The organism is Krasilnikovia cinnamomea (assembly GCF_004217545.1).
Classification (GTDB): Bacteria; Actinomycetota; Actinomycetes; order Mycobacteriales; family Micromonosporaceae; genus Actinoplanes; species Actinoplanes cinnamomeus.
In genome coordinates this window covers 6,962,971-6,988,463 of sequence record NZ_SHKY01000001.1, presented here as the reverse complement: position 1 = coordinate 6,988,463, position 25,493 = coordinate 6,962,971, and the positions used below count along the sequence as shown (strand labels likewise).

At 73.4% G+C, this 25,493-nt stretch carries 23 protein-coding genes and 1 riboswitch; of the genes, 15 read left to right on the top strand and 8 right to left on the bottom strand.

The annotated features are described in order from the left end of the window. Window positions 1-13 precede the first annotated feature (13 nt). From EV385_RS30855 to EV385_RS30845, 3 genes are all read right to left on the bottom strand, one after another. Window positions 14-982 (bottom strand): undecaprenyl-diphosphate phosphatase, encoded by a 969-nt coding sequence (locus tag EV385_RS30855; RefSeq protein ID WP_341273982.1) that lies wholly within the window; start codon window positions 980-982, stop codon window positions 14-16. After that, window positions 903-1,868 (bottom strand): tyrosine-type recombinase/integrase, encoded by a 966-nt coding sequence (locus EV385_RS30850; RefSeq protein ID WP_130512636.1) that lies wholly within the window; start codon window positions 1,866-1,868, stop codon window positions 903-905. The genes EV385_RS30855 and EV385_RS30850 overlap by 80 nt, the downstream gene beginning before the upstream one ends. Window positions 1,869-1,997: 129 nt before the next feature. Then, complete coding sequence (locus EV385_RS30845) at window positions 1,998-2,855, bottom strand: sigma-70 family RNA polymerase sigma factor (protein WP_130512635.1); 858 nt, start codon at window positions 2,853-2,855, stop codon at window positions 1,998-2,000. A gap of 543 nt (window positions 2,856-3,398) precedes the next feature. Between EV385_RS30845 and EV385_RS30840 the strand changes: the two genes are divergently transcribed. The 5 genes from EV385_RS30840 to EV385_RS30820 all read left to right on the top strand — a co-directional run bounded on the left by EV385_RS30840 (window position 3,399) and on the right by EV385_RS30820 (window position 10,184). Next, a complete protein-coding gene (locus EV385_RS30840) occupies window positions 3,399-5,075 on the top strand; it encodes a methyl-accepting chemotaxis protein (protein ID WP_242625169.1) in 1,677 nt (558 codons plus the stop codon). A gap of 55 nt (window positions 5,076-5,130) precedes the next feature. After that, the gene (locus EV385_RS30835; protein WP_207230021.1) at window positions 5,131-6,729 is read left to right on the top strand and encodes an IucA/IucC family protein; all 1,599 of its coding nucleotides are present in this window, start codon (window positions 5,131-5,133) and stop codon (window positions 6,727-6,729) included. Then, complete coding sequence (locus EV385_RS30830) at window positions 6,726-8,345, top strand: IucA/IucC family protein (protein ID WP_130512634.1); 1,620 nt, start codon at window positions 6,726-6,728, stop codon at window positions 8,343-8,345. The genes EV385_RS30835 and EV385_RS30830 overlap by 4 nt, the downstream gene beginning before the upstream one ends. Continuing rightward, window positions 8,332-9,492, top strand: coding sequence for an alanine racemase (locus EV385_RS30825; protein ID WP_130512633.1), 1,161 nt, complete (start codon window positions 8,332-8,334; stop codon window positions 9,490-9,492). Before EV385_RS30830 ends, EV385_RS30825 begins: the two co-directional genes overlap by 14 nt. Before the next feature lie 95 nt (window positions 9,493-9,587). Continuing rightward, complete coding sequence (locus tag EV385_RS30820) at window positions 9,588-10,184, top strand: fibronectin type III domain-containing protein (protein WP_130512632.1); 597 nt, start codon at window positions 9,588-9,590, stop codon at window positions 10,182-10,184. Here EV385_RS30820 and def read toward each other — a convergent pair. Together def and EV385_RS30810 are read right to left on the bottom strand one after the other, a co-directional pair. Beyond that, window positions 10,181-10,675: a peptide deformylase gene (gene def, locus EV385_RS30815; RefSeq protein WP_130512631.1), complete on the bottom strand. Its 495-nt coding sequence runs from the start codon at window positions 10,673-10,675 to the stop codon at window positions 10,181-10,183. The genes EV385_RS30820 and def overlap by 4 nt on opposite strands. After that, window positions 10,672-11,886 carry a chorismate-binding protein gene (locus EV385_RS30810; RefSeq protein WP_130512630.1) on the bottom strand — a complete coding sequence of 405 codons (1,215 nt, stop codon included), beginning with the start codon at window positions 11,884-11,886 and terminating at the stop codon, window positions 10,672-10,674. Before EV385_RS30810 ends, def begins: the two co-directional genes overlap by 4 nt. 121 nt (window positions 11,887-12,007) lie before the next feature. On the opposite strand from EV385_RS30810, the gene EV385_RS30805 reads away from it, so the two are divergent. Next, window positions 12,008-12,208: a DUF5999 family protein gene (locus tag EV385_RS30805; RefSeq protein ID WP_130512629.1), complete on the top strand. Its 201-nt coding sequence runs from the start codon at window positions 12,008-12,010 to the stop codon at window positions 12,206-12,208. A gap of 189 nt (window positions 12,209-12,397) precedes the next feature. Here EV385_RS30805 and gcvP read toward each other — a convergent pair whose 3' ends face one another. Next, window positions 12,398-15,205, bottom strand: a complete 2,808-nt coding sequence (gcvP, locus tag EV385_RS30800; protein ID WP_130512628.1) for an aminomethyl-transferring glycine dehydrogenase — start codon at window positions 15,203-15,205, stop codon at window positions 12,398-12,400. A gap of 74 nt (window positions 15,206-15,279) precedes the next feature. After that, window positions 15,280-15,385, bottom strand: a riboswitch (glycine riboswitch). 190 nt (window positions 15,386-15,575) lie between these two features. Between gcvP and EV385_RS30795 the strand changes: the two genes are divergently transcribed. The 5 genes from EV385_RS30795 to EV385_RS30775 all read left to right on the top strand — a co-directional run bounded on the left by EV385_RS30795 (window position 15,576) and on the right by EV385_RS30775 (window position 21,666). Beyond that, entirely contained in the window at window positions 15,576-17,495 is a 1,920-nt protein-coding gene (locus EV385_RS30795; protein WP_130512627.1) for a fibronectin type III domain-containing protein, read from the top strand. Window positions 17,496-17,648: 153 nt separating this feature from the next. Beyond that, a complete protein-coding gene (locus EV385_RS30790; protein ID WP_130512626.1) occupies window positions 17,649-17,996 on the top strand; it encodes a hypothetical protein in 348 nt (115 codons plus the stop codon). A gap of 1 nt (window position 17,997) precedes the next feature. Next, entirely contained in the window at window positions 17,998-18,636 is a 639-nt protein-coding gene (locus EV385_RS30785; protein ID WP_130512625.1) for a nucleotidyl transferase AbiEii/AbiGii toxin family protein, read from the top strand. A 184-nt stretch (window positions 18,637-18,820) separates the two neighbouring features. Continuing rightward, window positions 18,821-19,066, top strand: a complete 246-nt coding sequence (locus tag EV385_RS30780; RefSeq protein WP_130512624.1) for a hypothetical protein — start codon at window positions 18,821-18,823, stop codon at window positions 19,064-19,066. A gap of 116 nt (window positions 19,067-19,182) precedes the next feature. Next, entirely contained in the window at window positions 19,183-21,666 is a 2,484-nt protein-coding gene (locus tag EV385_RS30775) for a DEAD/DEAH box helicase (RefSeq protein WP_130512623.1), read from the top strand. Window positions 21,667-21,683: 17 nt separating this feature from the next. On the opposite strand, the gene EV385_RS30770 is transcribed toward EV385_RS30775, so the two are convergent. Continuing rightward, the gene (locus tag EV385_RS30770; protein ID WP_130512622.1) at window positions 21,684-22,199 is read right to left on the bottom strand and encodes a GNAT family N-acetyltransferase; all 516 of its coding nucleotides are present in this window, start codon (window positions 22,197-22,199) and stop codon (window positions 21,684-21,686) included. Between the two features lie 276 nt (window positions 22,200-22,475). On the opposite strand from EV385_RS30770, the gene EV385_RS30765 reads away from it, so the two are divergent. After that, window positions 22,476-22,916, top strand: a complete 441-nt coding sequence (locus tag EV385_RS30765; RefSeq protein ID WP_130512621.1) for a DUF6325 family protein — start codon at window positions 22,476-22,478, stop codon at window positions 22,914-22,916. Between the two features lie 23 nt (window positions 22,917-22,939). After that, window positions 22,940-23,263 carry an SHOCT domain-containing protein gene (locus EV385_RS30760; RefSeq protein ID WP_130512620.1) on the top strand — a complete coding sequence of 108 codons (324 nt, stop codon included), beginning with the start codon at window positions 22,940-22,942 and terminating at the stop codon, window positions 23,261-23,263. A 27-nt stretch (window positions 23,264-23,290) separates the two neighbouring features. Here the strand turns inward: EV385_RS30760 and EV385_RS30755 are convergent, their stop codons facing one another. Further along, a complete protein-coding gene (locus EV385_RS30755) occupies window positions 23,291-24,169 on the bottom strand; it encodes a carbohydrate kinase family protein (RefSeq protein ID WP_130512619.1) in 879 nt (292 codons plus the stop codon). A gap of 231 nt (window positions 24,170-24,400) precedes the next feature. On the opposite strand from EV385_RS30755, the gene EV385_RS30750 reads away from it, so the two are divergent. Then, a complete protein-coding gene (locus EV385_RS30750) occupies window positions 24,401-24,904 on the top strand; it encodes a DUF6209 family protein (protein WP_130512618.1) in 504 nt (167 codons plus the stop codon). A 7-nt stretch (window positions 24,905-24,911) separates the two neighbouring features. After that, window positions 24,912-25,472 carry a hypothetical protein gene (locus EV385_RS30745; RefSeq protein ID WP_130512617.1) on the top strand — a complete coding sequence of 187 codons (561 nt, stop codon included), beginning with the start codon at window positions 24,912-24,914 and terminating at the stop codon, window positions 25,470-25,472. The last annotated feature ends 21 nt before the right edge of the window (window positions 25,473-25,493 follow it).

Below are 25,493 nucleotides of genomic sequence, written 5' to 3'. Positions count from 1 at the left end.
CGAGATCATCGGGTCACTTCGCCTCGATCGCGCCCGTCGCCAACAGCACCATCAGCAGCGCCCCCAGCACCAGCCGGTACGCGATGAAAATGCTGTACGAATGCTTCGAGATGAACTTCAGCAGCCACGCCACCGCCGCGTAACCCACCACGAAACTCGTGAGAGTCGCGACGATCGTGGGCCCCCAGCCCACCCCGGCGGAGATGTTCCCCGCCTCCTTCACCGTCTGCAGCACCGTCGCCCCCAGCAACGCCGGAATCGACAGGAAGAACGACAACTTCGTCACCGTCACCCGGTCGAAGTCGCGCAGCAGACCCGCGCACATCGTCGCCCCCGACCGCGACACCCCCGGAACCAGCGCCAGACACTGCGTCACCCCGATGATCAGCGTGTCCTTCCAGGTCACGTCGTCCTCGTGGCGCACCTGCGTCGCCGCGCGATCCGCGAACGCCATCACCGCGCTGAACAGGATCAGTGACGCCGCCACGAACCACAGGCTGCGCAACGTCGTCTCGATCGTGTCCTTGAACGCGAAACCCACCAGGATGATCGGGATCGACCCCAGGATCACCGCCCACCCGAACCGGTAGTCCGCGTCGTCACGCCGATCCTTACTGAACACACCCCGAAACCACGCCGGCACGATCCGTGCGATGTCACGCCGCAGGAAGATCGTCGTCGCCAGCACCGCACCCGACTGGATGATCGCCGTGAACGCCACGATGTCCGGATCGTCCAGCTGGTAACCCAGCAACTTCTCCACGATCGTCAGGTGGCCCGTACTCGAGATGGGCAGGAACTCGGTGATGCCCTCGATCGCACCGAGCAGCACCGCTTCGAAGATGTTCAACCCAACCCCGTCCCCTGAACCGACCGGCAACCGGTCGAGAATAGGGGGTCGGTCAAAGCCCGGCGCGGCGGACCCGCGCGGCCGCCAACGTGTACGCCGGGTCCCGGTCCAGGTTGTGGCGGTCCCGGTCATACCGACGGGTGGTCCGCGGATCCGCGTGTCCCAGCGCGTCCTGCACATCCTCCAACGGCACCCCCTCCGCGCGCGCCGAGGTCGCGAACGCGTGCCGCAGCGAATGCGGCGACAACCGCTCCCACCCGTCCACACCCGCCGCCCGGGCCAGCCGCCGCACCAGCCGGAACACCGCATGCCGATCCACCCGCGCACCCGAGGCCGTCACGAACAGCGGCCCCTGCGCACCCGCCGGCCGCACGGCCAGATACGCGTCCAGCGCCGCCGCCGCACCCGGCGTCAACACCCGCCGCCGCGGCCGCCCACCCTTGCCGACGAACCGCACGGTGCGATGCCCCCGCTCGGCACCCACATCCCCCACGTCCAGGCCGACCAGCTCACCCACCCGCAGCCCCAGCTCCGCCAGCACCGTCACCATCGCCCGGTGCCGCACCGCCGCCGCGCCCTGCTCCGCCTCAGCCGCCGCCAGCACCGCGTCCACCTGCTCGGCCGACAACCCCACCGTCGCCGAATGGTCCCGCGACACGTACGGGCGATCCGCTCCCCCGACCGGGTTCGCCTGCACCGCCCCCACCTTCACCAGAAAGTCGTACCAGCTCGACACGCCGGACAACTTGCGGGCCACCGTGGCCGCCGACAACCGCCGCCCCGAACGCGGATCCACCCGCGACTCCACCTCCCGGGCGTACGCGTTCACCTCCAGAAAGGACGCCCGCAGCGGATCCAACTCCCGGGCCGCACACCACCCCAGCCACCCCGCCACATCCCGCCGGTACGCCGCCCGCGTGTGCTCCGACAACCGCCGGTTCGCCAGCCACGCCTCCGTGACCTGCTCCGCGCCGCCCCCCCGCGCGAGCCCACCCGCCTGCCGCGGTACCAGAGACATGCGCCCATGCTGCCAAAGCACCCGCCACCCGCCACCGCGGGACACGCCGGGCGCCCGCACCCGGAAACGACGGCGGCCGCCGCGCCCCCACCCCGGGACGCGACGGCCGCTACCGCCGAACTAACCGCCTCAGGCGGCCACCGCCACCTTCATGCCCTGCGCGTCGGTCACCGCCAGACGCGTCGCCATCGTGCTGCGCCCCGCGATCTGCGCCGCGTACGCCGCCCGGCGCCGCGCCACGCAACCGTCCTTGGCCGCCGCCACCTCCTGCTGCTCCATGTGCGTGGTCAGCCCGTCGCGCAGCAGCGCCAGCGCCTCGGTCCGCAGCTGCGAGACCCGCGACTCCGTCACGCCCAGCTCCGCGGCGACCTCCGACAGCGGCCGCTCCTGCAGGAACGACGACTCCACCACGAAACGCAGCCGCTCCGGCAGCACCGACACCGCGTCGTGCAGGTAACCCAGCCGCTCACGGTGCAGCAGCATCTCCTCCGGGGTCATCGCCGCGTCGGTCACCATGTCCTCGGCCGTACCCGCCGCGAACCCCTGCAGCGACAGCACCGCCGCCCGCTGCACGTCGTCCTCGATGTGCGCCAGCTCGTTCACGCCCACGCCCAGCAGCTCGGCCAGCTCCGTCGCGCTCGGCATACGGCCCAGCTGCGTCGTCAGCTCCTGCCGCGCCACGTCCGCGCGGCGCGCCCGCGCCCGCACCGACCGGCTCGCCCAGTCCATGCTCCGCAGCTCGTCCAGCAGCGCCCCCCGGACCCGCACCGCCGCGAACCGGCCGAACGGGATGCCGCGGCTCGCGTCGAAGGCCTGCGCGGCGGTGACCAGTGCCGCGTACCCGGCCGACGCCAGGTCGTCACGGTGTACGTGGGCCGGAACCTTGAAGAGCATCTCGCGGACCATGTGGCCGACCAGCGGCATGTTCTCGCGGATCAGGAGCTCCTGCTCGCGGGTGACGGTCTTCGTCGTGGAAGCTGCGGTCATCATGTTTCCCCTCAGGTCCGTCGCCGTGACGGCTCAGCGGCTGACAGGGGAGACTTTTCGGGACGCTGGGTGCAGCATCCGGTCGCTGTCGGTTGCGGCCCGGTTGCACAGGTCAAGCACAGCTCAAGCAAGCTCAAGCGCGGCTCAAGCGAGCCGATCGCGAGCCCTCCGCGCGGCCATCCCGCGCCGCACATCACCACGGTCGGCCCGCGCGCGCCGCCCATGAGGGTTCGGGACCGGACAACGTCCTCCCGACCATGTGGCGCGCGCCACATCCGGCGGAAACCAGCGCCCCCACGGCCCGTTCGCGCTATGCCACTGCCCCGTGCGAAACCAAGCCAGGAGGGGTGGTCGGCGCTTCCTTTTAAGGGTTTTGGTGTGCGCCGGGCGCTGTGGGCGGGCGTACACCCTGTAGAGCATCCTAGGAAATTCCCGAGGAGTGGACACCGGCCGGTGAACCTTCAGGGGCCGCCCGGCCCGGGTCGATCGACCGGTAACTCGCCGGACCCGGCGGGACGCGCCGACGCGAAAGGGCTCAGCTCCATGTCGTCCCCATCCCGCCACCGGGCACTGCGGCAAGCCACCATCAACAAGGCCGCCATCGGCACCCTGGCCGGGTTCACCGGCCTGCTGGTCCTCGCCGTCACGCTGGTCACCTCGGCCGTCGGCGCCGAGAAGCGGGCATTCGAGCGGCAGGCCCGGTTCAAGGCGCTCGGCCTGCAACTGCAGGCCGCCTCCGACTACCTCACCAACGAGGCCCGCCTGTACGCGGCCACCGGCGACCGCACCCACCTGAACAAGTACTGGACCGAGATCACGGTCACCAAGACCCGCGACAACGTCCTGGCGCAGCTCAAGGAGCTCGGCGCCACCAGCCAGGAGTTCGCCCTCATCGACCAGGCCAAGGCCAACTCCGACGCGCTGGTCAAGACCGAGTCCCGCTCCCAGCGGCTGGTCCTGGAGGCCGCCGGGACGGCCACGGCCGACATGCCGCCCGCGATCGCCGAGACCACCCTCAGCCCCGCCGACGCGGCCCTGAGCCCGGCCGCCCAGCGCGACACCGCCCGTACGATCATGTTCGACGCCACCTACGCCGCCAACAAGGCGGTCATCACCGGGCCGATCGAGCAGTTCCAGAAGATCCTCAACGAGCGGTCGGCGCGGGCCGTCGACGGGGCCACCACCAAGACCGGCCTGTCGGTCGGGCTGCTGATCGCCCTCGCCGTGCTGCTGCCCCTGGCCATGGGGGCCGTGCTGTACCTGCTGCAGTCCAAGGTCGGCCGCGTCATCGTCGCCTACACCGACGCGCTGCGCGCCCGCGACGCCGACGACCTGACCTTCCGGCTCACCCCGGCGGGGACCAGGGAACTGTCGGCCCTGGCCGAGACGCTCAACGACGAACTGGCCAGCAAGCTGGTACTCGTACAGGCGGTCGCCGACAGCGTCGACGCGCTGGCCTCCGCCTCCCAGGAGCTGTCGGCCACCGGCGAGCTGGTGGCCGACAACGCCGAGCAGGCCAGCGCCCAGGTCGGGGTGGTCAACCACGCCGCCGACGACGTGGCCGGTCACGTGCAGAGCGTCGCCGCCGCCTCGGAGCAGATGGGCATGTCCATCCGGGAGATCGCCGAGAACGCCAACGAGGCCGCCCAGGTCGGCACCAACGCGGTGCAACTGGCCGAGTCCACCAACCACAGCATCAGCCGGCTCGGCGAGTCGTCGCAGGAGATCGGCAACGTCATCAAGGTGATCACCTCGATCGCCGAACAGACCAACCTGCTGGCGCTGAACGCCACCATCGAGGCCGCCCGCGCCGGTGACGCCGGCAAGGGCTTCGCCGTGGTCGCCGGCGAGGTCAAGGACCTCGCCCAGGAGACCGCCAAGGCCACCGAGGACATCTCCGTGCGCATCACCGCCATCCAGAACGACACCCAGGGCGCGGTCTCGGCCATCGCGGAGATCACCCAGGTCATCGACAAGATCAACGAGTACCAGACGATCATCGCCAGCGCGGTCGAGGAGCAGACCGCCACCACCAGCGAGATCAACCGCAGCGTGTCCGACGCGGCGACCGGATCGGGCGAGATCGCCGCCAACCTCGCCGGGGTGTCGCAGGCCGCCCAGGGCGTCGCCGACGGCATCGCCGAGGCCAAACGCGCCACCGCGGACCTGGCCCGGATGGGCTCCGACCTGCAGGCAATGATCAAGCACTACCGGTACTGACCCCGCGCCCAGGGGTGCGCCGCGCGCGGCGCACCCCTGCCGGGAGAATGGGCGCGTGCCCCAGCCGACGAACCGGCCCACCGCCGACCCGGCGCGCACCCGCGACTCGCTCACCGCGCTGCGCCCCGACCTGCTCACCGCCTACGACGCGGCGCTGCCCGCCGCCCGCGCCGCCGTCCTGGCCCGGCTCGTCGGCGCCCTGCACCGCGAAACCCTGCCCGGCGTACGGCCCGCGCCCACCGGCGGCGGGGACCTGCGGTGGCACCTCGACGACGGTCGCGAGGTACGCGCCGCCGCCGCGCACGCGGCCCCGTTCGCCGAGGCGCCGGCCGGGCTCACCGTCCACGTCGGCCCCGAAGCCCACACCGACCCCGGTGACCTGCTGCGCACCCTGGACCTGCCCGGCGGCGACCGGCTCGCCGCCGAACTCGACGACAGCGTCGCCAACCTCGCCCTGGCCCGCGCCGACCAGCCCGCCCCGCACGGCGGCACCCCGGCGCTCAAGGCCGCCGCCGGCGACCCCGACGGGCTCGGCCGCCTCGAACAGTCCGTCACCGACGGGCACCCCCTGCACCCGTGCTGCCGCACCCGGGCCGGGCTGAGCACCGCCGAGGTCCTCGCGTACGCGCCGGAACACCGGCCGGTGGTGCGGCTGCGCCGCCTGCGGGTACCGCCCGACCGGTGGCACGGCAACGCCCCACCGATCCTGTACGCCCACCCGTGGCAGGCGCGGCGGCTGCTGACCGAACACCCGTGGCTGGCCGACGACGGCGACACCGCCCCCACCCGACCACTGATGTCGCTGCGCACCCTCGCCCCGATCGGCGGCGGCGACCACGTCAAGACCGCCGTCGACGTACAGATGACCTCCGCGGTCCGCACCGTCTCCCCCGCCGCCGTGCGCAACGGCCCGCCGCTGTCCACGCTGCTGGCGCAGCTCACCCGGGACCTGCCGCTGACCGTGCTGGCCGAAACCGCCGCCGGTGCCGCACTCGTCGACGGCGCACCGGACCGGCGCCTGAGCTACCTGCGCCGCCGCGCCCCGCACGTCGCGCCCGGCGAGACGGTCCTGCCGCTGGCCGCGCTGTCCGCGGCCTCACCCGCCGACGGCCGGCCACTGTTCACCGAGGCGGTCCGCGACCACGGCGCCGGCCCGTACGCGTGGCTGGCCGACCTGGCCGGCGTGCTCGTGGCGCCCCTGCTGACGGTGCTGCACCGCGGCGTCGCGCTGGAGGCGCACGGGCAGAACACCCTCGTCGTGCTGCACGCCGGGCGCCCGGCGCGGATCGTCTACCGCGACCTGGGCGGGATCCGGGTCAGCCCGCGCCGGGTCCGGGCCGCCGGGCACGACTGCCCGCCCCTGCACGGCGACCTGGGCACCGACGACGACGGCGTGCTGCGCACCAAGCTGGCCGCCGCGCTCGGCACGGCCCTCGGGGAACTGGTCGCGGGCCTGGCCCGCCACCACGGCGCCGAACCCGCCCGGCTGTGGGCGGTGCTGGGCGCCGCGTTCCGCGCCGCCGGCACCCCCGACGCCGCCCGGCTGCTGCAGGACCCGCTGCCGGTCAAGGCCACCACCGCGATGCGGCTGGCCACCGACCCGCTGACCGACCTGTGGGCCCACCTGCCGAACCCGCTGGCGGCCAGCGCATGACCCGCAGTCTGGCCGGGGCGCCGCTGGCGGCCGCGGCCGCGCACGCCGAGGCGGCCCTGGCCGTGCACGCCCCCGACCTGGTCGACGCGTTCCTCGCGGCGCTGCCCGGGGCCGCCGACACGGTCGGGCGGCGGCTGCGCGGCGCCCTCGTCCGCGAAGGGCTCGCCGCCGACGCGGGCGGCGGGCGCCACCACGCGTTCGGCCGCGTCGAGTACGACCGGGCGGGCGCCGCCGACCCGGCCGAACTGCTCCCCGCCGGGCTGCCCGGCAACGCCACCGGTTTCGCCGCCGAACTGCGCAACGCCGTCGTCAACCTCGCCATCGCGCAGGCCCGCGCCGCAACACACCCGGTGACCGGCGACGACCCGGACGCCGACGCGCTGCGCCTGGAACGGCTCGCCGTGGCGGGACACAACCTGCACCCGTGCGGCCGGACCCGGCTGGGCTGGGACACCACCGACGTGCTCGCCCACGACCTGGAGGCCGGGCACACCACGATCGGGTTCGTGGCCGTACGCGCCGACGCGCACTCCGGCGACGACCTCGGCGCCGCGCTCGCGGCCGCCTACCCCGAACTGCCGGCCGCGCCGCCGGGCTACCGGCTGCAGCCGGTGCACCCGTGGCAACGCGACACCGTGCTGCCCGAACGCCACGGCGACCTGCTGCGGGCGGGGACCGTACGCATCCTCGACGCGCGGCTGCCCGCGGCGCCCACCGCGGCGCTGCGCACCCTGCTGCTGCCGCCCGCCGCCGACGGGCGCCGCCACTACGCCAAGGTGTCGCTGGACATCCAGGTCACCTCGACACGGCGCAGCATCAGCGTCGCCAGCACCCGCAACGGGCCGGCCGTCGCCCGGCTGCTGGCCGCGATGCTGGCCGACGACCCGGACGGCCACCGGCTGCTGCTGATGGCCGAGACCGCGGGCGCGGCCGTACCGGCCGGCACCGGCCGCGACATGTCGGCGATCCTGCGCGACGGGCTCACCGGCCGGCTGCACCCGGGGGAACGGGCCGTGCCCGGCAGCGCCCTGCCCGAGCTGGCCGCCGGGCTGGTCACCGCGTCGGGGCTGGGGCCGCGCGGGTGGCTGTCGGCGTACGCGCGGCTGCTGCTGCCGCCGCTGCTGCGCCTGACCGCCCGCGGCGCCGCCCTGGAGGCGCACCTGCAGAACTGCCTGCCCACCTTCGTGGACGGTCGCCCGCACCGGCTGGCCGTACGGGACTTCGCCGGGTTGCGGCTGCACCCCGGGCGGCTCGCGGCGGCCGGGCACACCGTCGCCCTGTGGCCGGGCTCGGTGGTGGCCACCGGCGACGCCGACGTGCTGCGCGCCAAACTCGGCTACACCGCGCTGCAGGCCCACCTCGGCGAGCTGATCATCCGGCTGGGCGCGGCGCACGGCCTGGACGAGGCCGCCGCCTGGCGGGAGGTCCGCGCCGCCGTCGACGACACCTACGCCGGGCTCGACGACACCTACGCCGGTCTGGGCGGGGCGGCCCGCGCCGACCACGCCGCGTTCACCGCCCCCACGATGGCCCACAAGGCCCTGGTCCGGATGCGGCTGCACGGCGACGGCGACGCGTACGTGCCCGTACCGAATCCGCTGCATGCGCGCGCCTGAGCGGGTCGCCGCCGCGCTGCGGGCCCTGCCCCGGCCGGTGTGCGCGTACGTCTACGACACGGCGGCGGCGCGCGGGCGGGCCGCCGAGGTCCGCGCCGCCCTGCCCCCGACCGCGACCCTGCTGTACGCGGTGAAGGCCAACGGCCATCCCGCGCTCGTGCAGGCCCTGGCCACGGCCTGCGACGGCCTGGAGGTGGCCAGCGGCGGCGAACTCGCCCTGGCGGTGGCCGCGGGCGCCCGCCGGATCGTGTTCGGTGGCCCGGCCAAGACCGACGCCGAACTCGCCGCCGCCCTCGCGGCGGGCGCGCTGGTCAACGTCGAGAGCGGGCACGAACTGCGCCGCCTCGACGCGGCGGCGCGGGCCGCGGGCCGGGTCGCCGACATCACGGTACGGGTCAACCGGGCGGGCGCCGCGCTGCCGGGCAGCCACGCCATGACCGGCACGGCCACCCCGTTCGGCGTCGACGAACGCGACCTGCCGGACGTGCTCGCGCTGGCCGCCGCCCTGCCCGCGATCCGGGTCCACGGCTTCGGCCTGCACGCGGTCTCCAACAACCTGGACGCGGCCGCGCACGCCACCTTCGTCGCCGAGGCGCTGGACTGGTCCCGCGCCCGCGCCGCCGCGCACCGCGTCGACCTGCGCGTCGTCAACGTCGGCGGGGGGCTCGGAGTCGACTACACCGGTGCGGCCGTGATGGACCTCGCCGTTCTGCGCGCCGGGCTCGCCGGGCTCGACCTCACCGGCCTGGACCTGATCGTCGAACCGGGCCGGATCCTGGCCGCCGACGCGGGCTGGTACGCCGCCGAGGTGCTCGACCTCAAACACACCCACGGCCGGTGGTTCGCGGTGCTGCGCGGCGGCACCCACCACTTCCGGCTGCCCGCCGCGTGGGGCTACAGCCACCCGTTCACGGTGCTGCCCGTCGACGACTGGCCGTACGACTGGGCCCGCCCGCAGGTCAGCGGGGTCGCCGTGGACGCGGTCGGTGAACTGTGCACCCCCCGCGACGTGCTGGCCCGCGCCCACCCGGTGTCCCGGCTGCGGGTCGGCGACGTGCTGGTGTTCGCCCGCACCGGCGCGTACGGCTGGGACATCTCCCACCACGACTTCCTGCGCCACCCGCACCCGCGGATCGTCGTGCTCTGACCAGGGCGAGGGCCCGGGGTGGGGCTCAGGCGGGGGCCCCTGGCGGCCGATGGTGTCGCCGACCCCATTTGGTCGACGGGAAAGGGGAACCCGCCGTGATTCGCCGTTTTGTGCCGCTCTGCGCCGTTGTTCCGTTCGCGCTGGGCGGATGCGCTCAAGGCACGCCCAACGACGCCGGGCCGTCCCCGGCGGCCATGCCCACCGGGCAGAGCTGGATCGTCGTGGCGACCGGGGCCACACCAGCGGCGTCCCGGACCCCGACGGCGTCACCGACACCCACCGCGTCCCGCTCCCCCGCCCGGGCGACCTCCAGCTCCGCGTCCCCGACGGCCGCCGTGCAACCCGCGGCCTCACCCTGCGTCGGGGCACACCGGCCGGGCGTGATCTCCCTAGCCAACGTCCGGCCGGGCACCGCCACCGCGGTCGTCAGCTGGCACCACCCCGGCGACGACTCCGTCGTCGACTACCGGGTCACGGCGATCTCCCAGGACCTGCTGGACGGGCCCCAGCCGCAGGTGCCGTGGAGCATGGTCACGCCCGGGCGCGGCTGCCACACCGCCACCGCCACCGTCACCGGGCTGCGGCCGCGCACCCGGTACATCTTCCACGTCAACGCGGACCGGGTGCTGCACACCCAGGAGGGCACCCAGAGCCTCACCGTCGCCCGCTCCCACGTCGTCAGCACCACCTAGCGGCGGGCCGGAAACGTACGCCGCAGTTCACGCAGGGCCTGGCGGCGGGTGTCACCGGTCAGCGTGTCCAGATACAGCCGCCCGTCGAGGTGGTCGGTCTCGTGCTGCAGTGCCCGCGCCAGCAGGCCCGTACCGTGGATCGTCACCGGCTCGCCGTGCCGGTCGACGCCGCGCGCGGTCACCGTGGCCGCCCGGCGGGTCGCGAAGCCCAGCCCGGGCAGCGACAGGCAGCCCTCCTCCTCCTCGCTGACCCCGGACAGCTCCGACAGCACCGGGTTCACCAGGTGCCCCACCCGGCCCGCGACGTGGAACGAGAACACCCGCAGGCTCACCCCGATCTGCGGCGCGGCCACCCCGGCCCGGCCCGGCTCGCGCACCGTGTCCTCCAGGTCGGTGACCAGGGCGTCCAGCTCCCGGTCGAACACCGTCACCGGTGGCGCGGCCACCCGCAGCACCGGGTCGCCGTAGCGGCGGATGGGACGTACCGTCATGCGTCGCTCCTCGATGTTCCGGCCAGAGCCGCGCGGATCGGGGCGGCCTTCGCGGCGGCCTCGTCCACCTCGGCCACCGGGTCACTGCCCCAGGTGATGCCGCCCCCGGCCCAGGCGTGCACCCGCGCGCCGTCGACCGCCACCGTACGGATGCTCAGCCCCAGGTCCACGTGGCCGGGGCCGACCCAGCCGAGCGCGCCCATGCTCACGCCCCGCCCCACGGGCTCCCACCGGGCGATCTGCGCCAGCGCGGCCAGCTTCGGCGCCCCGGTCACCGAACCGCCCGGGCACACCGCCCGCAACAGCTGCGCCAGGCCGAGCTCACCGGTCAGCGGCGCCGACACCACGGACTCCGCCTGCCACAGCCCGCACCAGCGGCGCACCGCGAACAACTCGTCCACCCGCACCGGGCCGACGCCGGGCAGCCGGGCCAGGTCGTTGCGTTCCAGGTCGACGATCATCACGTGTTCGGCGCGTTCCTTCGCCGACGCCAGCAGCTCGCGCCGCCCCGCCGGGGTCGCCGGCCGGGTGCCCTTGATCGGGCGGGTGGTGACCCGGCCGTCGCGCACCTGCACCAGCGTCTCCGGCGACGCGCACGCGATCGCCCAGCCGTCACCCGCCAGCACCCCGCCGTAGCGGGCGCCCGGCAGCGCGGCCACCCGGGCCAGGGCCGCCGCCGGATCCCCCGTGTACGGGGCGCTGGCGTGCCCGACGACGTTCACCTGGTACACGTCGCCGCGGGCGATCGCCTCGCGTACGCCGGTCACGGCCGCGGCGTGGTCCGCCCGCGACCAGCTCTGCGCCCAGGCGCCCAGGGCGAACCCCGGGTCGGCGGGCGGCGGCGGGTCGGCGGCGCCGTGCGTGTACAGCACCGCGACCACGTCGGGAATGCCGGGAACCGGGGTGGGTGCCCCGGTCGGTCCCCCGGCCATCGCCGCGCCCGCGGCGGCGGACACGTACACGGCCGCGCCGCATGGGGTGCCCGTTGCGTCCGGATGCGCACTCCGCGCGGGCGCGTGAACGTCTCGCACGGGCAGTCCGTTATCCACCAGGAAGCCGGTAAGAAGCTCGGCAGGGTCACCACCGTCACCGAGAAACCACGCGAAAGAATGTGACGGACGGTGACAGCCCCGGCAACGCGCCGGAGCGCCCGGCGGCGACCAGACCGGAGGTGTCGGAAAGTGGTCGGGAAACTCACTTTCGCGGACCATGGGTACCGAGGACTCTGTCAATGAGACGCCGTCACTTCCTCGATCCGCCCTCGTTCGGATTGAGGTAATCTTCCTCACCGTCCTTGTGAATCATCACACAGCAGCGACCGGAGAACACTCGATGTGCCAGCACCAACCCCCCTGCCCGTCCGCTGACGCCGTCGATCGCGACGCCGCCCGGATCGTCGCCACCTTCTGCGAGCAAGGCTGGAGCCTGCTCTGCAACGGCGTGATCCTGTTCGAGGACACCGGCGAGATCCTGCCCGACGGCACCATGATCGAACCGCACCGGGGACCCGCCCGGCACGCCCTCGCCGCCTGACCGCGGCGACCCCCCGGCGCGCACCCGCGCCGTCACATTAAGTAATCGCCGAAACGGTTTCGGCGACCAACCCCGGGACGTGGCTACCACGCACCCCCGCGCCGACCACACGGCCACCGACCCCCCGCGAGCGCACCACCGACCCGCGCGGGGCCGGCGAGCCGACGGCCCGCCGCCCCCGGTCGGCCCTCAGTCCTCGAACGCCTCCGGCGGCGGACACGCGCACACCAGATTCCGGTCCCCGTACGCGCCGTCGATGCGCCGCACCGGCGACCAGTACTTCGCGGTGCGGTCCACCCCGTCCGGGTACGCCGCCACCGACCGCGGATACGCGTGCGACCACTCGTCCGCCGCCACCGACGACGCCGTGTGCGGCGCGTTCACCAGCGGATTGTCGTCGCGCGGCCACCGGCCCGCCGCCACCGCGTCGATCTCGGACCGGATCGCGATCATCGCCGCGCAGAACCGGTCCAGCTCCGCCAGATCCTCGCTCTCCGTCGGCTCCACCATCAACGTCCCCGCCACCGGGAACGACATCGTCGGCGCGTGGAACCCGTAGTCGATCAACCGCTTCGCCACATCGTCGACGCTGATGCCGGTCGCCTTCGTCAACGGCCGAAGATCCAGGATGCACTCGTGCGCCACCAGGCCGTCGTTGCCCGCGTACAGCACCGGGTAGTGCTCCCGCAGCCGCGCCGCCACATAGTTCGCCGACAACACCGCCACCGACGTCGCCGCGGCCAGCCCCTCCGGGCCCATCATCCGCAGATACGCCCACGAGATCGGCAGGATCCCCGCCGAACCGTGCGCCGCCGCCGACACCGCGTGCTCCCCCGACGCCGACAACGGATCCCCCGGCAGGAACTCCGCCAGATGCGCGCGCACCGCCACCGGACCCACCCCGGGACCGCCACCACCGTGCGGAATGCAGAACGTCTTGTGCAGATTCAGATGCGACACGTCCGCCCCGAACCGGCCCGGCTTGGCGAACCCGACGAGCGCGTTCAGGTTCGCCCCGTCCACATACACCTGACCACCCGCGTCGTGCACCTTCGCGCACAGATCCGCGATGCCGGTCTCGTACACCCCGTGCGTCGACGGGTACGTCACCATGATCGCCGCCAGGTCGTCGCGGTGCGCCTCGATCTTGCGGTCCAGGTCCGCGGCGTCCACATTGCCGTCCGCGTCACACGCCACCACCGCGACCCGCATGCCCGCCATCACCGCGCTCGCCGCGTTCGTGCCGTGCGCACTCGACGGGATCAGGCACACGTCCCGGTGCGCCTGCCCCCGCGCCCGGTGGTAGCCGCGGATCGCCAGCAACCCCGCCAACTCACCCTGCGAACCCGCGTTCGGCTGCACGCTCACCGCGTCGTAACCGGTCAGCTCCGCCAGCCAGGCCTCCAACTGCGCGACCAGCGCCTCATACCCCGCGGTCTGCGACGCGGGCGCGAACGGGTGAATGTCCGCGAACTCCGGCCACGTCACCGGCTCCATCTCGGTCGTCGCGTTCAGCTTCATCGTGCACGACCCCAGCGGGATCATGCCCCGGTCCAGCGCGTAGTCGCGGTCCGACAACCGGCGCAGATAACGCAGCATGCCCGTCTCCGAGTGATGCGTACGGAACACCGGATGCGTCAGGAAGTCACTCTCACGCCGCAACGACGCCGGAATCGCCGAGACCACCGACGCCACCGGCGCCACCCCGAACGCGGACAGCACCGCCGCCACGTGCGCCTCGGTCGTGGTCTCGTCACACGCCACCGACACCCGGTCCGCGTCCACCCGCCACAGATCCACACCCGCCGCCGCGGCCGCCGCCACCACCGCGTCCGCGCGGCCCGGCACCACCGCGGTCACCGTGTCGAAGAACTCCGCGTGCGCCACCCGCACCCCGGCCGCGTCCAGCCCGGCCGCGATCGCCGCCGCCCGCTCATGGGTACGCCGCGCGATCGCCCGCAACCCCTCCGGCCCGTGGTACACCGCGTACATGCTGGCCATCACCGCCAGCAGCACCTGCGCCGTACAGATGTTGCTGGTCGCCTTCTCCCGCCGGATGTGCTGCTCGCGGGTCTGCAACGCCAGCCGGTACGCGGGCGCGCCGTCCGCGTCCTTCGACACCCCGACCAGCCGGCCCGGCAGCGAGCGCTCCAGACCGGAACGCACCGCCAGATAACCCGCGTGCGGACCACCGAAGGCCAGCGGCACCCCGAAGCGCTGCGTCGTGCCCGCCGCGATGTCCGCACCGATCTCCCCCGGCGCCCGCAGCAGCGTCAACGCCAGCAGATCCGCCGCCACCGTCACCAGCGCGCCGCCCGCGTGCGCCGCCGCCACCAGCGCGGAATGGTCGCGCACCGCACCCGACGCACCCGGGTACTGCAGGTGCAGCCCGAAGAACTCCTCCGGCAGCGCCTGCCCGGCGTCCAGATCCACCAGCCGCACCTCGATACCCAGCGGCTCCGCCCGGGTCCGCAGCACCGACAGCGTCTGCGGCAACGTGTCCGCGTCCACCACGTACACCGAGCTCTTGCTCTTCGAGGCGCGCCGGGCCAGCGTCATCGCCTCCGCGGCCGCGGTGCCCTCGTCCAGCATCGACGCGTTCGCCGTGGTCAGCCCGGTCAGATCCGTGACCATCGTCTGGAAGTTCAGCAGCGCCTCCAACCGGCCCTGACTGATCTCCGGCTGATACGGCGTGTACGCCGTGTACCAGGCCGGGTTCTCCAGCACGTTGCGGCGGATCACCGCCGGGGTGAAGGTGCCGTAGTAACCCAGGCCGATCATCGAGGTGGCCACCGTGTTGCGGGCCGCGATCGCACGCAGCTCGGCGATCGTCTCCTCCTCGGACGCCGCCTCCGGCAGATCCAGCCGCCCGTGCCAGCGGATCACCTCGGGGATCGCGGCGTCCATCAGCTGCTCCATCGAGCCGTACCCGATGAGTTTGAGCATCTGGTCCTGCTCGTCCGGATCCGGACCGATGTGGCGGGCTGCGAACGTCATGGCGGGCTCCTGCTGCAGAGAAGGTCGACGAAGCAACCTCCCCCTCTGTCGCACCCATGGGGCACTCCAGAGCGCCTGCCCCCGCGGTCCTTTTGCCTGAGAGGTTCCGGGGAGGATTTGCCCCTTCGGCGCCGCTGGGACCGCGTGAACGGGCCCGGCGGTCTCTCCCGCGTGGGTGGTGCCGGCTGCGCACCAAACTACCAGCGCCGAGCGCGCCCGTGCCGTACCCGGGGGCGGGTGTGACCCAGCCGTCCAAGGCCCGGCTGAAGAACAGCTGAAGAACGGCTCAAAAACAGGTCAAGATCCGCACCCCCGCACCGATCAGTTCCGGAACCGAACCGGATCCGCCGGTTCCCACCCGGGGAGCACCATGCCGCGACGCGCGACCACACCGACCCGCATCCTGACCGGAGCCGCCGCCGGCCTGCTCGCCGCCGCGCTGCTGCCCGCCCTGCCGGCCGCCGCCGAACAGGCCTGGCCGGCCGACGCGTGGCCGGTGTGCGCCGACGACGCCGCCACCTACTGCATCGCCGCCGCCACCCTCACCCCCGTCGGTGGCCAACCGGCGCCGCTCGACGAATTCGGACTGACTGCCACCACCGAGACGGTCGGCGAAAGCCTGCGCTGGGCGGTGGACGGCTGGGCCGGCCAGCCCGACAACGTCACCGGCGGGCACCTCGCCCTCGTTCTGCGCACCGGGTCGTGGGTACCCCGATTCACCAACGCAGCCGCCGAGGACCTGCGCGTCACCACCACCACCGACGAGCAGGGCGACAACACGCTGCACATCACCGGCCGCGCGACCCACGTCGACTGGGCCAGCGGCGACGTCACGGGTGACCCCGACGAGATGGCCGACCCGGACGCCAGCGGACCACGGTTCTCCGGCACCACCTCCGACACAGACGCGCTCGCCAACGGCGGATACGTCGGCGACGGCGCATACCTCACCACCGACGCGCAGACCGCCCCGATGGGGTTCGAGTTCGCGGACTGGAGCGAGGTGCCCCATCTGGGATTCCACGGCTTCATGCGGAACCCGCACCTCGACGCCGACGGCCACCCCGTCCGGGGCTCGCTCACGGTGTGGCTGCCCGAGAGCTGGTTCACCACGCGCGACACCACCGCCCAGGAGGCCGTCGAGACCGGCTTCGACCTGGTCGACACCAACACCCAGACCAGCCTGCCGATCACCGTGACACCCCGCGACGGCGGCGTCGAGCTCAGCACGGACGCCCTCGACTACGGCTCGCCGTACCTGCGGATCTACCTGCAGCCCAGCGGCGCCGACGGGCAGAGCGCGCCGGAAGCCCCGCAGGACGTGCACGCCACCACCGGACCCGGCACGATCACCGCGTCCTGGACCGAGCCCGACGATGACGGCGGCTCCCCGCTGACCGGCTACACCGTGCGGGCCTTCACCGAACCGGAGGGCGGCACCGTCGCGGGGCGCTGCGCGGTCGTACCGGCCGACGACGACCCTGAGGGCAGCGACCCTGAGGGCGGCGACCCCGAGGGCGGCGACCCCGAGGGCGGCGACCCCGAGGGCGGCGACGCGAGCGAGGACGGCGACGACACCTCGTGCGCCATCGAAGGACTCACCGAGGACCAGACCTACTACCTCGCCGTCAGCGCCAGCAACGCCCTCGGTGAGAGCCCGGCCCAGGACGAACGGTACGAGGTCACCGCGTCGGCACCCACCGCACCGTCGGCACCGACCAACGTCCGCGTCGGCGCGGGCAAGGGCAGCCTGACCGCCGCCTGGAACGAGCCCGAGTCGGACCACGGCGCCCCGGTCACCGGCTACACCGCCCGCGCCTACCGGGCCGCGTCCGGCGGCGAGCCCGTCTCCACCTGCACGGCCGGGCCCGAGGCGCGCGCCTGCGTGCTGAAGAACCTGGCCAAGGGGGTGCCGTACTTCGTCGGCGTCGCCGCGACCAACAGCGCCGGGCAGGGCCCCGCGAACGCGGTCCGGGTCAAGGGCACGCCGTGGACGACACCGGGAACGCCCCGCAACGTCGGCGTCACACCGGGCCGGAAGAAGGTGCAGGTCAGCTGGGCGGTGTCGGCGTCCAGCGGCGGCACGCCGGTGACCGGCTACCGGGTGCGGGTGTACACCGCCCGCAGCGGCGGCTCGGTGGCGGAGCAGTGCACGACGAAGGCCACCGTACGCACCTGCACCCTGGCCGGGCTGGCGGGTGGCCGCAGCTACTGGGTGAGCACGGCGGCGCTCAACGCCGTCGGGCCCTCCACGGAAACCGCCCGGATCAAGGTGACGATCCGGCGCTGAGTGTCCGCCGTCCGGCGCCCGCCTCTCCCCCGGGGTGGCGCGCCGGACGGCGGCGCCCCTTCGGGACGAACCGTGAGCCCGCGCGCACCCTCTAAGGTGTCCTAGGATTCTAGGAATTGTCCTGCGGGCCGGGAGACGGTCTACCCTGGCCACATGCCCGCCGCCGCGCGCGATGCCCCCGTCGCCCATCTGGCCCGGCCCCACCGCCCGGTCCTCGTGGCCGGTACCCTGCGCGAACTCACCGGGCCCGAACACGGCCTGGTCGAACTGCCCCTGCGGCTGTGGTGGAACCCGCACCGCACCTTCGACCTCGACCAGCCCACCATGCGGCTGTGGCTGTACGAGAACGTGCTGCGCGAGGCCGTCCGCGTCGACGAGCTGCGCGCCCACCTGCACGGCCCCACCCTGGTGCGGCTGTGGCCCGAGCTCAACCTGCCCCGCGGCGTACGCGCCGCCTGGGAGGCCCGCCACCCGGTGCTGCGCCGCGCCGCCGCCCGCTGACGTGCCGGTCGACGGCTTCTACGCCCACGTCGCGCGGGTCGCGCTGGCGGTCGCGGACAAACACGGCTTCGTCCTCGGCGGCGGGGTGGCGTGGCTGCTCACCGGTCTGGTGCAGCGCCCCACCGAGGACATCGACCTGTTCACCGACACCGACGGCGGGGTCGCCGCCGCCGCCGGCGAGGTCACCGCCGCGCTCACCGCCGCCGGGTACACCGTGCACCGCGAGGCGACCGACGAACTGTTCGCCGGCATGGACGCCGACCTGCGCGAGTTCACGGTCACCGGGCGCGGCGGGGCGCTGCGGCTGACCCTGTGCCGGCTCGACCGCCGGTACGCCCCCGTGGTCATGGATCTCGGACCGGTCATGCACCTCGACGACCTCGTCGCCACCAAGGTCGCCGCGCTGGTCAACCGCCGCGAGGTACGCGACTACATCGACGTCGCCGCCGCCCTGGGCCGCTACCCGCTGGACCGGGTTCTCGCCCTGGCCCACGCCGCCGACCCGGCACTCGAACACCCCGACATCGCCGCCGCCGGCCGCTACCTCGACCGCCTCGACGACGCCCGGTTCGCCGTGTACGGGCTGACCCCGGACGACGTACGCACCGTACGGAACCGCCTCGCCGACTGGCCGCGATAGCGCGGTGTAATCGCCCGGTCGCGAAGGGTGGATGTTGACGGCGGCCCGGGGCCGGATCTGAGGCCTGCAACCGTTCCGCTGGGGTCTGCAACCGTTCCGCACCCGAGGCCGCACCGGTCCGCAACCCACCGCACCGAATCTGAAACCACAGCAAGGTCCCCCCGACACCCAAGGAGCTCCCCCCATGCGCGTGCGGATCGCGTCCACCCTCGCCGTCGTCGCGGCGACGATCGGCTTGGCGGCCACCGCCGCTGGCCCGGTCATCGCCGCGTTCGACAGCAAGCCCTCGTCCTCCTCCACCGAGACCGTCGAAGCCGGCCGCGGCCGGATCATGCGGGACACGCCGCCGTCGGCCACCCCGAGCCCGGCCGCGACCACGCCGGCCCCCGCGGCCACGACGCAGCCGGCCAAGGGCAAGAACGGGAAGTGACCCCTGCCGCTGTGGCCGGGACCGTCGGGTCCCGGCCACAGCGCTGTCCGGGTCGCTTCGCTCAGCCCGGTCCAGGTCAATGGGTCCCGGGCCGACCTCGATAGGCTGAGGCAATCATGACGCTGACCGACCGCCTGCCCGGCACCGCCGATCCCGACTCCGTCTTCACCGCCTTCGGCGACTGGGTGAACGGGCAGGGCCTGACGCTCTACCCGCATCAGGAGGAGGCGCTCATCGAGATCGCCACCGGCGCCAACGTCATCCTCAACACCCCCACCGGATCCGGCAAGAGCCTGGTCGCCACCGGCGCCCACTTCGCCGCGCTGGCCGACGGCCGCACCACCTTCTACACCGCGCCGATCAAGGCGCTGGTCAGCGAGAAGTTCTTCGCCCTCTGCGCGATCTTCGGCGCCAAGCACGTCGGCATGCTCACCGGCGACGCCAGCGTCAACGCCGACGCGCCGATCATCTGCTGCACCGCCGAGGTGCTGGCCAACCTGGCGCTGCGTGAGGGCTCCGGCGCCGACGTCGGCCAGGTCGTCATGGACGAGTTCCACTTCTACGCCGAGCCGGACCGTGGCTGGGCGTGGCAGGTGCCGCTCATCGAACTGCCGCAGGCCCAGTTCCTGCTGATGTCCGCCACCCTCGGCGACGTCACCCGCTTCGTCGACGACCTGACCCGGCGCACCGGCCGCGCCACCGCCGTGGTCAGCAACGCCGAGCGGCCGGTGCCGCTGCTGTTCTCGTACGCGATGACCCCGATGCACGAGACCATCGAGGAGCTGCTGAGCACCCGCCAGTCGCCCGTGTACATCGTGCACTTCACCCAGGCCGCCGCGCTGGAACGGGCCCAGTCCCTGATGAGCATCAACATGTGCACCCGCGCCGAGAAGGACGCCATCGCGGCGGCCATCGGCAACTTCCGGTTCACCGCCGGGTTCGGGCGTACGCTCAGCCGGCTCGTGCGCCACGGCATCGGCGTGCACCACGCCGGCATGCTGCCCAAGTACCGGCGGCTGGTGGAAACCCTCGCCCAGGCCGGACTACTCAAGGTCATCTGCGGCACGGACACCCTCGGCGTCGGCATCAACGTGCCCATCCGTACGGTGCTGTTCACCGGTCTGTCCAAATACGACGGGGTGAAGACGCGGCTGCTCAAGGCACGCGAGTTCCACCAGATCGCGGGGCGCGCCGGGCGGGCCGGGTTCGACACCGTCGGCACCGTGATCGTGCAGGCCCCCGAGCACGTCATCGACAACGAACGGGCCCTCGCCAAGGCCGGCGACGACCCGAAGAAGCGGCGCAAGGTGGTCCGCAAGAAGCCGCCCGAGGGCACCATCGGCTGGGGACAGCCCACCTTCGACCGGCTGGTCACCGCCGACCCGGAGCCGCTGACCTCGTCGTTCCACGTCAGCCACGCGATGCTGCTCAACGTGCTGGCGCGCGGCGGGGACCCGTTCGCGGCCATGCGGCACCTGCTCACGGACAACCACGAGGAGCCCGCCGCGCAGCGCCGCCACATCCGGCGCGCCGTCGCGATCGCCCGGGCCCTGCTGGCCGGTGGCGTCATCGAACGCGCCGACGGCACGTTCCGGCTCGTCGACGACCTGCAACTGGACTTCGCGCTCAACCAGGCGCTGTCGCCGTTCGCCCTGGCCAGCCTCGAACTGCTGGACCGCGAGTCGCCGGACTACCCGCTGGACGTGGTCAGCGTCATCGAGTCCACCCTGGAGGACCCCCGCCAGGTGATCTCCGCGCAGCGGCAGCGGGCCCGCGGCGAGGCCGTCAACGCGATGAAGGCCGACGGGATCGAGTACGAGCAGCGCATGGAACTGCTCGAGGAGGTCACCCACCCGCAGCCGCTGCGCGAACTGCTGGAGGCGGCGTACGAGACGTACCGGCGCGGGCACCCGTGGGTGGCCGACCACGAGCTGCGCCCCAAGAGCGTCGTGCGCGACATGTACGAGCGGGCCATGACCTTCACCGAGTACGTCGGCTTCTACGGGCTGTCCCGCTCCGAGGGCCTCGTGCTGCGCTACCTGGCCGACGCGTACCGGGCGCTGCGGCAGACCGTGCCCGAGGACGCCCGTACCGAGGAACTCACCGACCTCATCGAGTGGCTCGGCGAACTGGTCCGCCAGGTCGACTCCAGCCTGCTCGACGAGTGGGAGCGGCTGCGCAACCCCGGCGCCGAGCCGGTCGAGGCGCGGCTCGACGACAAGCCCCCCGCGGTCACCCGCAACACCCGCGCGTTCCGGGTGCTGGTGCGCAACGCCCTGTTCCGAAGGGTCGAGCTGGCCGCGCTGCGCCGCCACGCCGAGCTGGGCGAACTCGACGGGGAGGCGGGCTGGAGCGCGGAACGGTGGGCCGAGGCCCTCGACGACTACTTCGCCGAGTACGACGAGATCGGCACCGGACCGGCCGCGCGCGGCCCGGCGCTGCTGCACATCGACGCCGGGCCGCAGACCTGGCGCGTCCGGCAGGTCTTCGACGACCCCGACGGCGACCACGACTGGGGCATCGACGCCGAGGTGGACCTGGAGGCCAGCGACGCCGCCGGTGCCGCGGCCGTACGGGTCAGCGCCGTCGGCCCCCACTGACCACCCCGACGGTCAGGTCACACCCGGGCGAACGGTTCCGCGTACGCGAACGCCCCCCGCACTCCCGGGTCGTACGCGCTCAGCGTGCGCACCTGGAAGTACGGCCGCCAGTCGGCGACCGGCGGTTCGATGCCGTGCTCGGCGGCGGGTACGAACCCGAACCGCCCGTAGTACGCGGGGTCACCGAGCAGGACGACCAGCGGCTCGTCCAGGGCGTCCGCGGCGCCCAGTGCCGCGTGCATCAGTGCGCTGCCGACGCCGCGCCGCTGGTGGTCGGGGTGCACGCTCAGCGGGCCCAGACCCAGCGCCGGTGCCGGCCCCACGTGGGCGCGGGTCGCCACGACGTGCCCGACCACAACGCCGCCCGCGTCGACGGCGACCAGCGACAGGGCCGGCAGCCACGCCGGATCGCCCCGCAACTCGTCGAGCAGGACCGTCTCGACCGGGACCGGCCGGTCCGGCCGGGCGAACGCGCGGGACGTCACCTCGCGCACCGTTGCCGCGTCAGCGGGTGTTTCGCGTCGAATCAGCACGTCAGCACTATCGGCGACCCGGCCGCGTACCGGCAACCGGAATAGCGCGCTGGCCCTGGCCAGGCTCCGCCGCGACATCGACACCCCCCTCCGGTACGCGGGTGACGAGTACACCGTCCTCGCCGCCGGCACGAACCTGAACCGGGCCAAGCGCGCCGGGCGCGACCGCGTGGCGGCGTGACCGGCGAAGTAATCCGTGGAGGGTGATTTCCAGGCATCCGTCCGGGTCTAGCGTTGGCCGCACCAGCGAGGTGACCACGGGAAGGTGAGACAGTCATGCCGGATCAGGCCGCCATCGGGCCGATCGATTTCGTGCTGTTGGAGTTTCCCGGCGACGCCGACACCACGGCGTGTGCCGAGGCTCTGATGGACCTCATCGAACGGGACATCATCCATCTGTACGACCTCACGGTGATCCGCAAGGGACTCGACGGCTCGTACTCCGGGGTGGATCTGACGGATGTGACCTCGGCCGGCGCCGCGGGCTTCACCGCGTTCGCGGGCGCCCAGTCGGGCCTCATCGGCGACGACGACCTGGCGCAGGCGGTCGCGGTGATGCAGCCCGGCACGACGGCCGCGATGATCGTGTTCGAGAACACCTGGGCCGCCCCGTTCGTCAGCGCCGCGCTGGACGCCGGCGGCGAGGTGGTCGCCAGCCAGCGGATCCCCGCGACGGCCGTGGTGGATGCGCTCGAACAGCTGGAAGCTATCCGCTGACCCTGACGAGCACGGAGGAAACCATGCCAGGACTGTTGCGAGGGATCGCCCGCACGGCGGTGGTGGCCGGTACGGCCAGCGCGGTCGCCGGCCGGGTCCAGCGCCACCAGGCCGAGAAGTTCGCCGAGCGGGACGCCGGGATCTACGCCGACCGCACGGCGGCGTACCAACAGCAGATGGCGGCCCAACAGCCGTACCAGCAGCAGTACCAGCAGCAGGCCCCGCCGCCCGCGGCGAGCCCGCAGGTCGACGTGATCGAGCAGCTCAAGCAGCTGGGCCAGCTGCGGGATCAGGGTGTGCTCACCGAGGACGAGTTCAACGCCCAGAAGGCGAAGCTGCTCGGCTGAGGGCCATGTCGCGCGCCGGCGCGCCGCTCAGGTCAGCGGCGTGTCGGCGCGCAGCAGTGCGGGGGTGAGCGTCGCGGCGGCGAGTTCGCGGCTGCGTACGGCGGTCGCGCCGGCTCGTGACGCCTGGCGCAGGCACTCGGCCAGCGGCGCGCCGCCGAGGTGGGCGGCGAGGAATCCAGCGAAGAACGCGTCGCCGGCGCCGTTGGTGTCGACCACGTCGCCGGCCGGGGTGGCGGGCACCCGGACGATCGACCCGTCCCGCGTGCAGGCGATCGCGCCGTCGGCGCCCTGGGTGCAGACGACCACGGTCGCGCCGGCGGCGGCGCGGGCGCGCAGAAACGCCTCCGGGTCGTCCAGGCGTTCCCCGCTGAGGAACAGGTAGTCGGCGGCGTCGCGGAACTCGCGGTGGAACTCGCTGGTGCCGTCGTAGTCGTGCAGGTCGCACCAGATCGGCTTGCCCGCGCGGCGGGCCGCCCGCAGCACGGGACGGGCGTGGTCGGCGAGGTCGGCGACGACCGCGTCGGCGTCCTCGATCAGGCCGGGCGCCACCGTGACCTCGTGGGCGGGCCCGGGCAGGGTCAGGTACACCGAGAGCCGCCGGCCCAGCCGGTCCATCAGGTTGACGTGCCGCTCGGAGCCGTTGCCGCTCGGGACGGCCCGGACGTCGATGCCGTGTCCGCTCAGCTCGGCGGTGATGCGCCGGCCCTCGTCGTCGGCGCCGACGAGGGTCTGCAGGGTGACGTGCACCCCCAGCCGGGCGAGGTTGAGGGCCTTGCCGGCCGAGGTGCCGCCGAGCGTGTCGTGGTGCCACTCGGCGAACAGGGTGTGCGGCTGCGGGGCCGGCAGGTCCGCCACGTGGATGAGTACGTTCCACGAGGCCGGGCCCGCGACGAGGACGCGATGCATGGCGCCATCCTGCCGCACCGGCGAGGCATCCAACCGTCTCTGCAAGAAGTTTCATGGCCGGCGGTGATTAGTCACACAACCGCCGAGTCGCTGGTGGCTGGGGTTATCCGGCCCCACCTGCGGATGGATGGTTTACCTGGGCGGCCACGTCCATTGCATGGGATTGACCGGCATTGCAAGAACTTGCAGGCTGATGTCGTACCGAACGCTGTCGATCCGGAGAGGCCCGCCATGCCATCCACGTCCAGCCCCACCACCCGTCCGAGCCGGACCCGTACCCGCGCGGGCGTCAGCCTGCTGGCCGTGGCCGCGACGGTGCTGGTGCCCGCCGCGCCGGCGGCCGCCGCCCCGGACGGCCCCGTGGCCGCGACCGTCACCGCGCCGCTGGTCCGGTTCCTTCCCGACTGGATCACCACGGTCGAGGGCGCCATCGTCGCGAACAGCACCGTGCTGGTGGACTACGACCCGGCCCGCCTGCCCACCTGCCGCGCCCAGTACGCGGGCGGCGACGCGTGGAGCATCAACGTGGAGTACCGGGTCGACGGCGGAACGGTGCAGCGCCAGCCGGTCACCCAGCTCGACAGCAACCGCAAGCAGGCCAAGGTCCTGGCGTCCGTCCCGCTGGCCGCCGACGCGCACGAGGTCGAGCTGTGGTTCGTCTCCGGTGACCGCGCGGGCTGCCGGGAGTACGACTCCCGGTACGGCGCGAACTACCGGTTCCCGGTCGCGCGGTAATCCGCCGATGACACCGCTGCGCACCGTCGTGCGTACCCTGCTGGTCCTGGTCGTCGCCGCCGGCATCGGCGCGGTGGCCGGACCGGCCGCCGCCTCCCCGCCGCCGCCGCGCGAGCTCGGCGCTCCCGACCTGGGCGGCTACTGCCGCTCGCTGGGCTACGCCGACGCCATCGCCCTCGGCCGCTCCGCCTACGACTGGCACTGCCGCACCGCCGACCAGCGCTACGCCGACCTGACCCTGGACGGCGCCTGCCGCTGGACCTACGGCATCGGCGAGGCCGTGGACCGCATCGGCGACTTCTGGCGTGCGGGCAGCGTGCGGTGCTGGCGGGTCCGCGACGACATCGTCACCCCGGACTTCGACCGGTACTGCCGCACCACCGGGGCCGACGGCGCGGCGCTGGTCGGCGCCGACGCCTACAGCTGGCGCTGCGTCACCGGCGGGACCGACCCGGTCTACGCGGGCATCGACGTGCTGTCCGCCTGCCGGGAGACCACCTTCGGGTACGCGACGATCGACCGCTTCGCGAACTTCCTGGACCCGCACTCCTGGCAGTGCCGGGTCTGAGCCGGATCCGGCCGGGGCGGG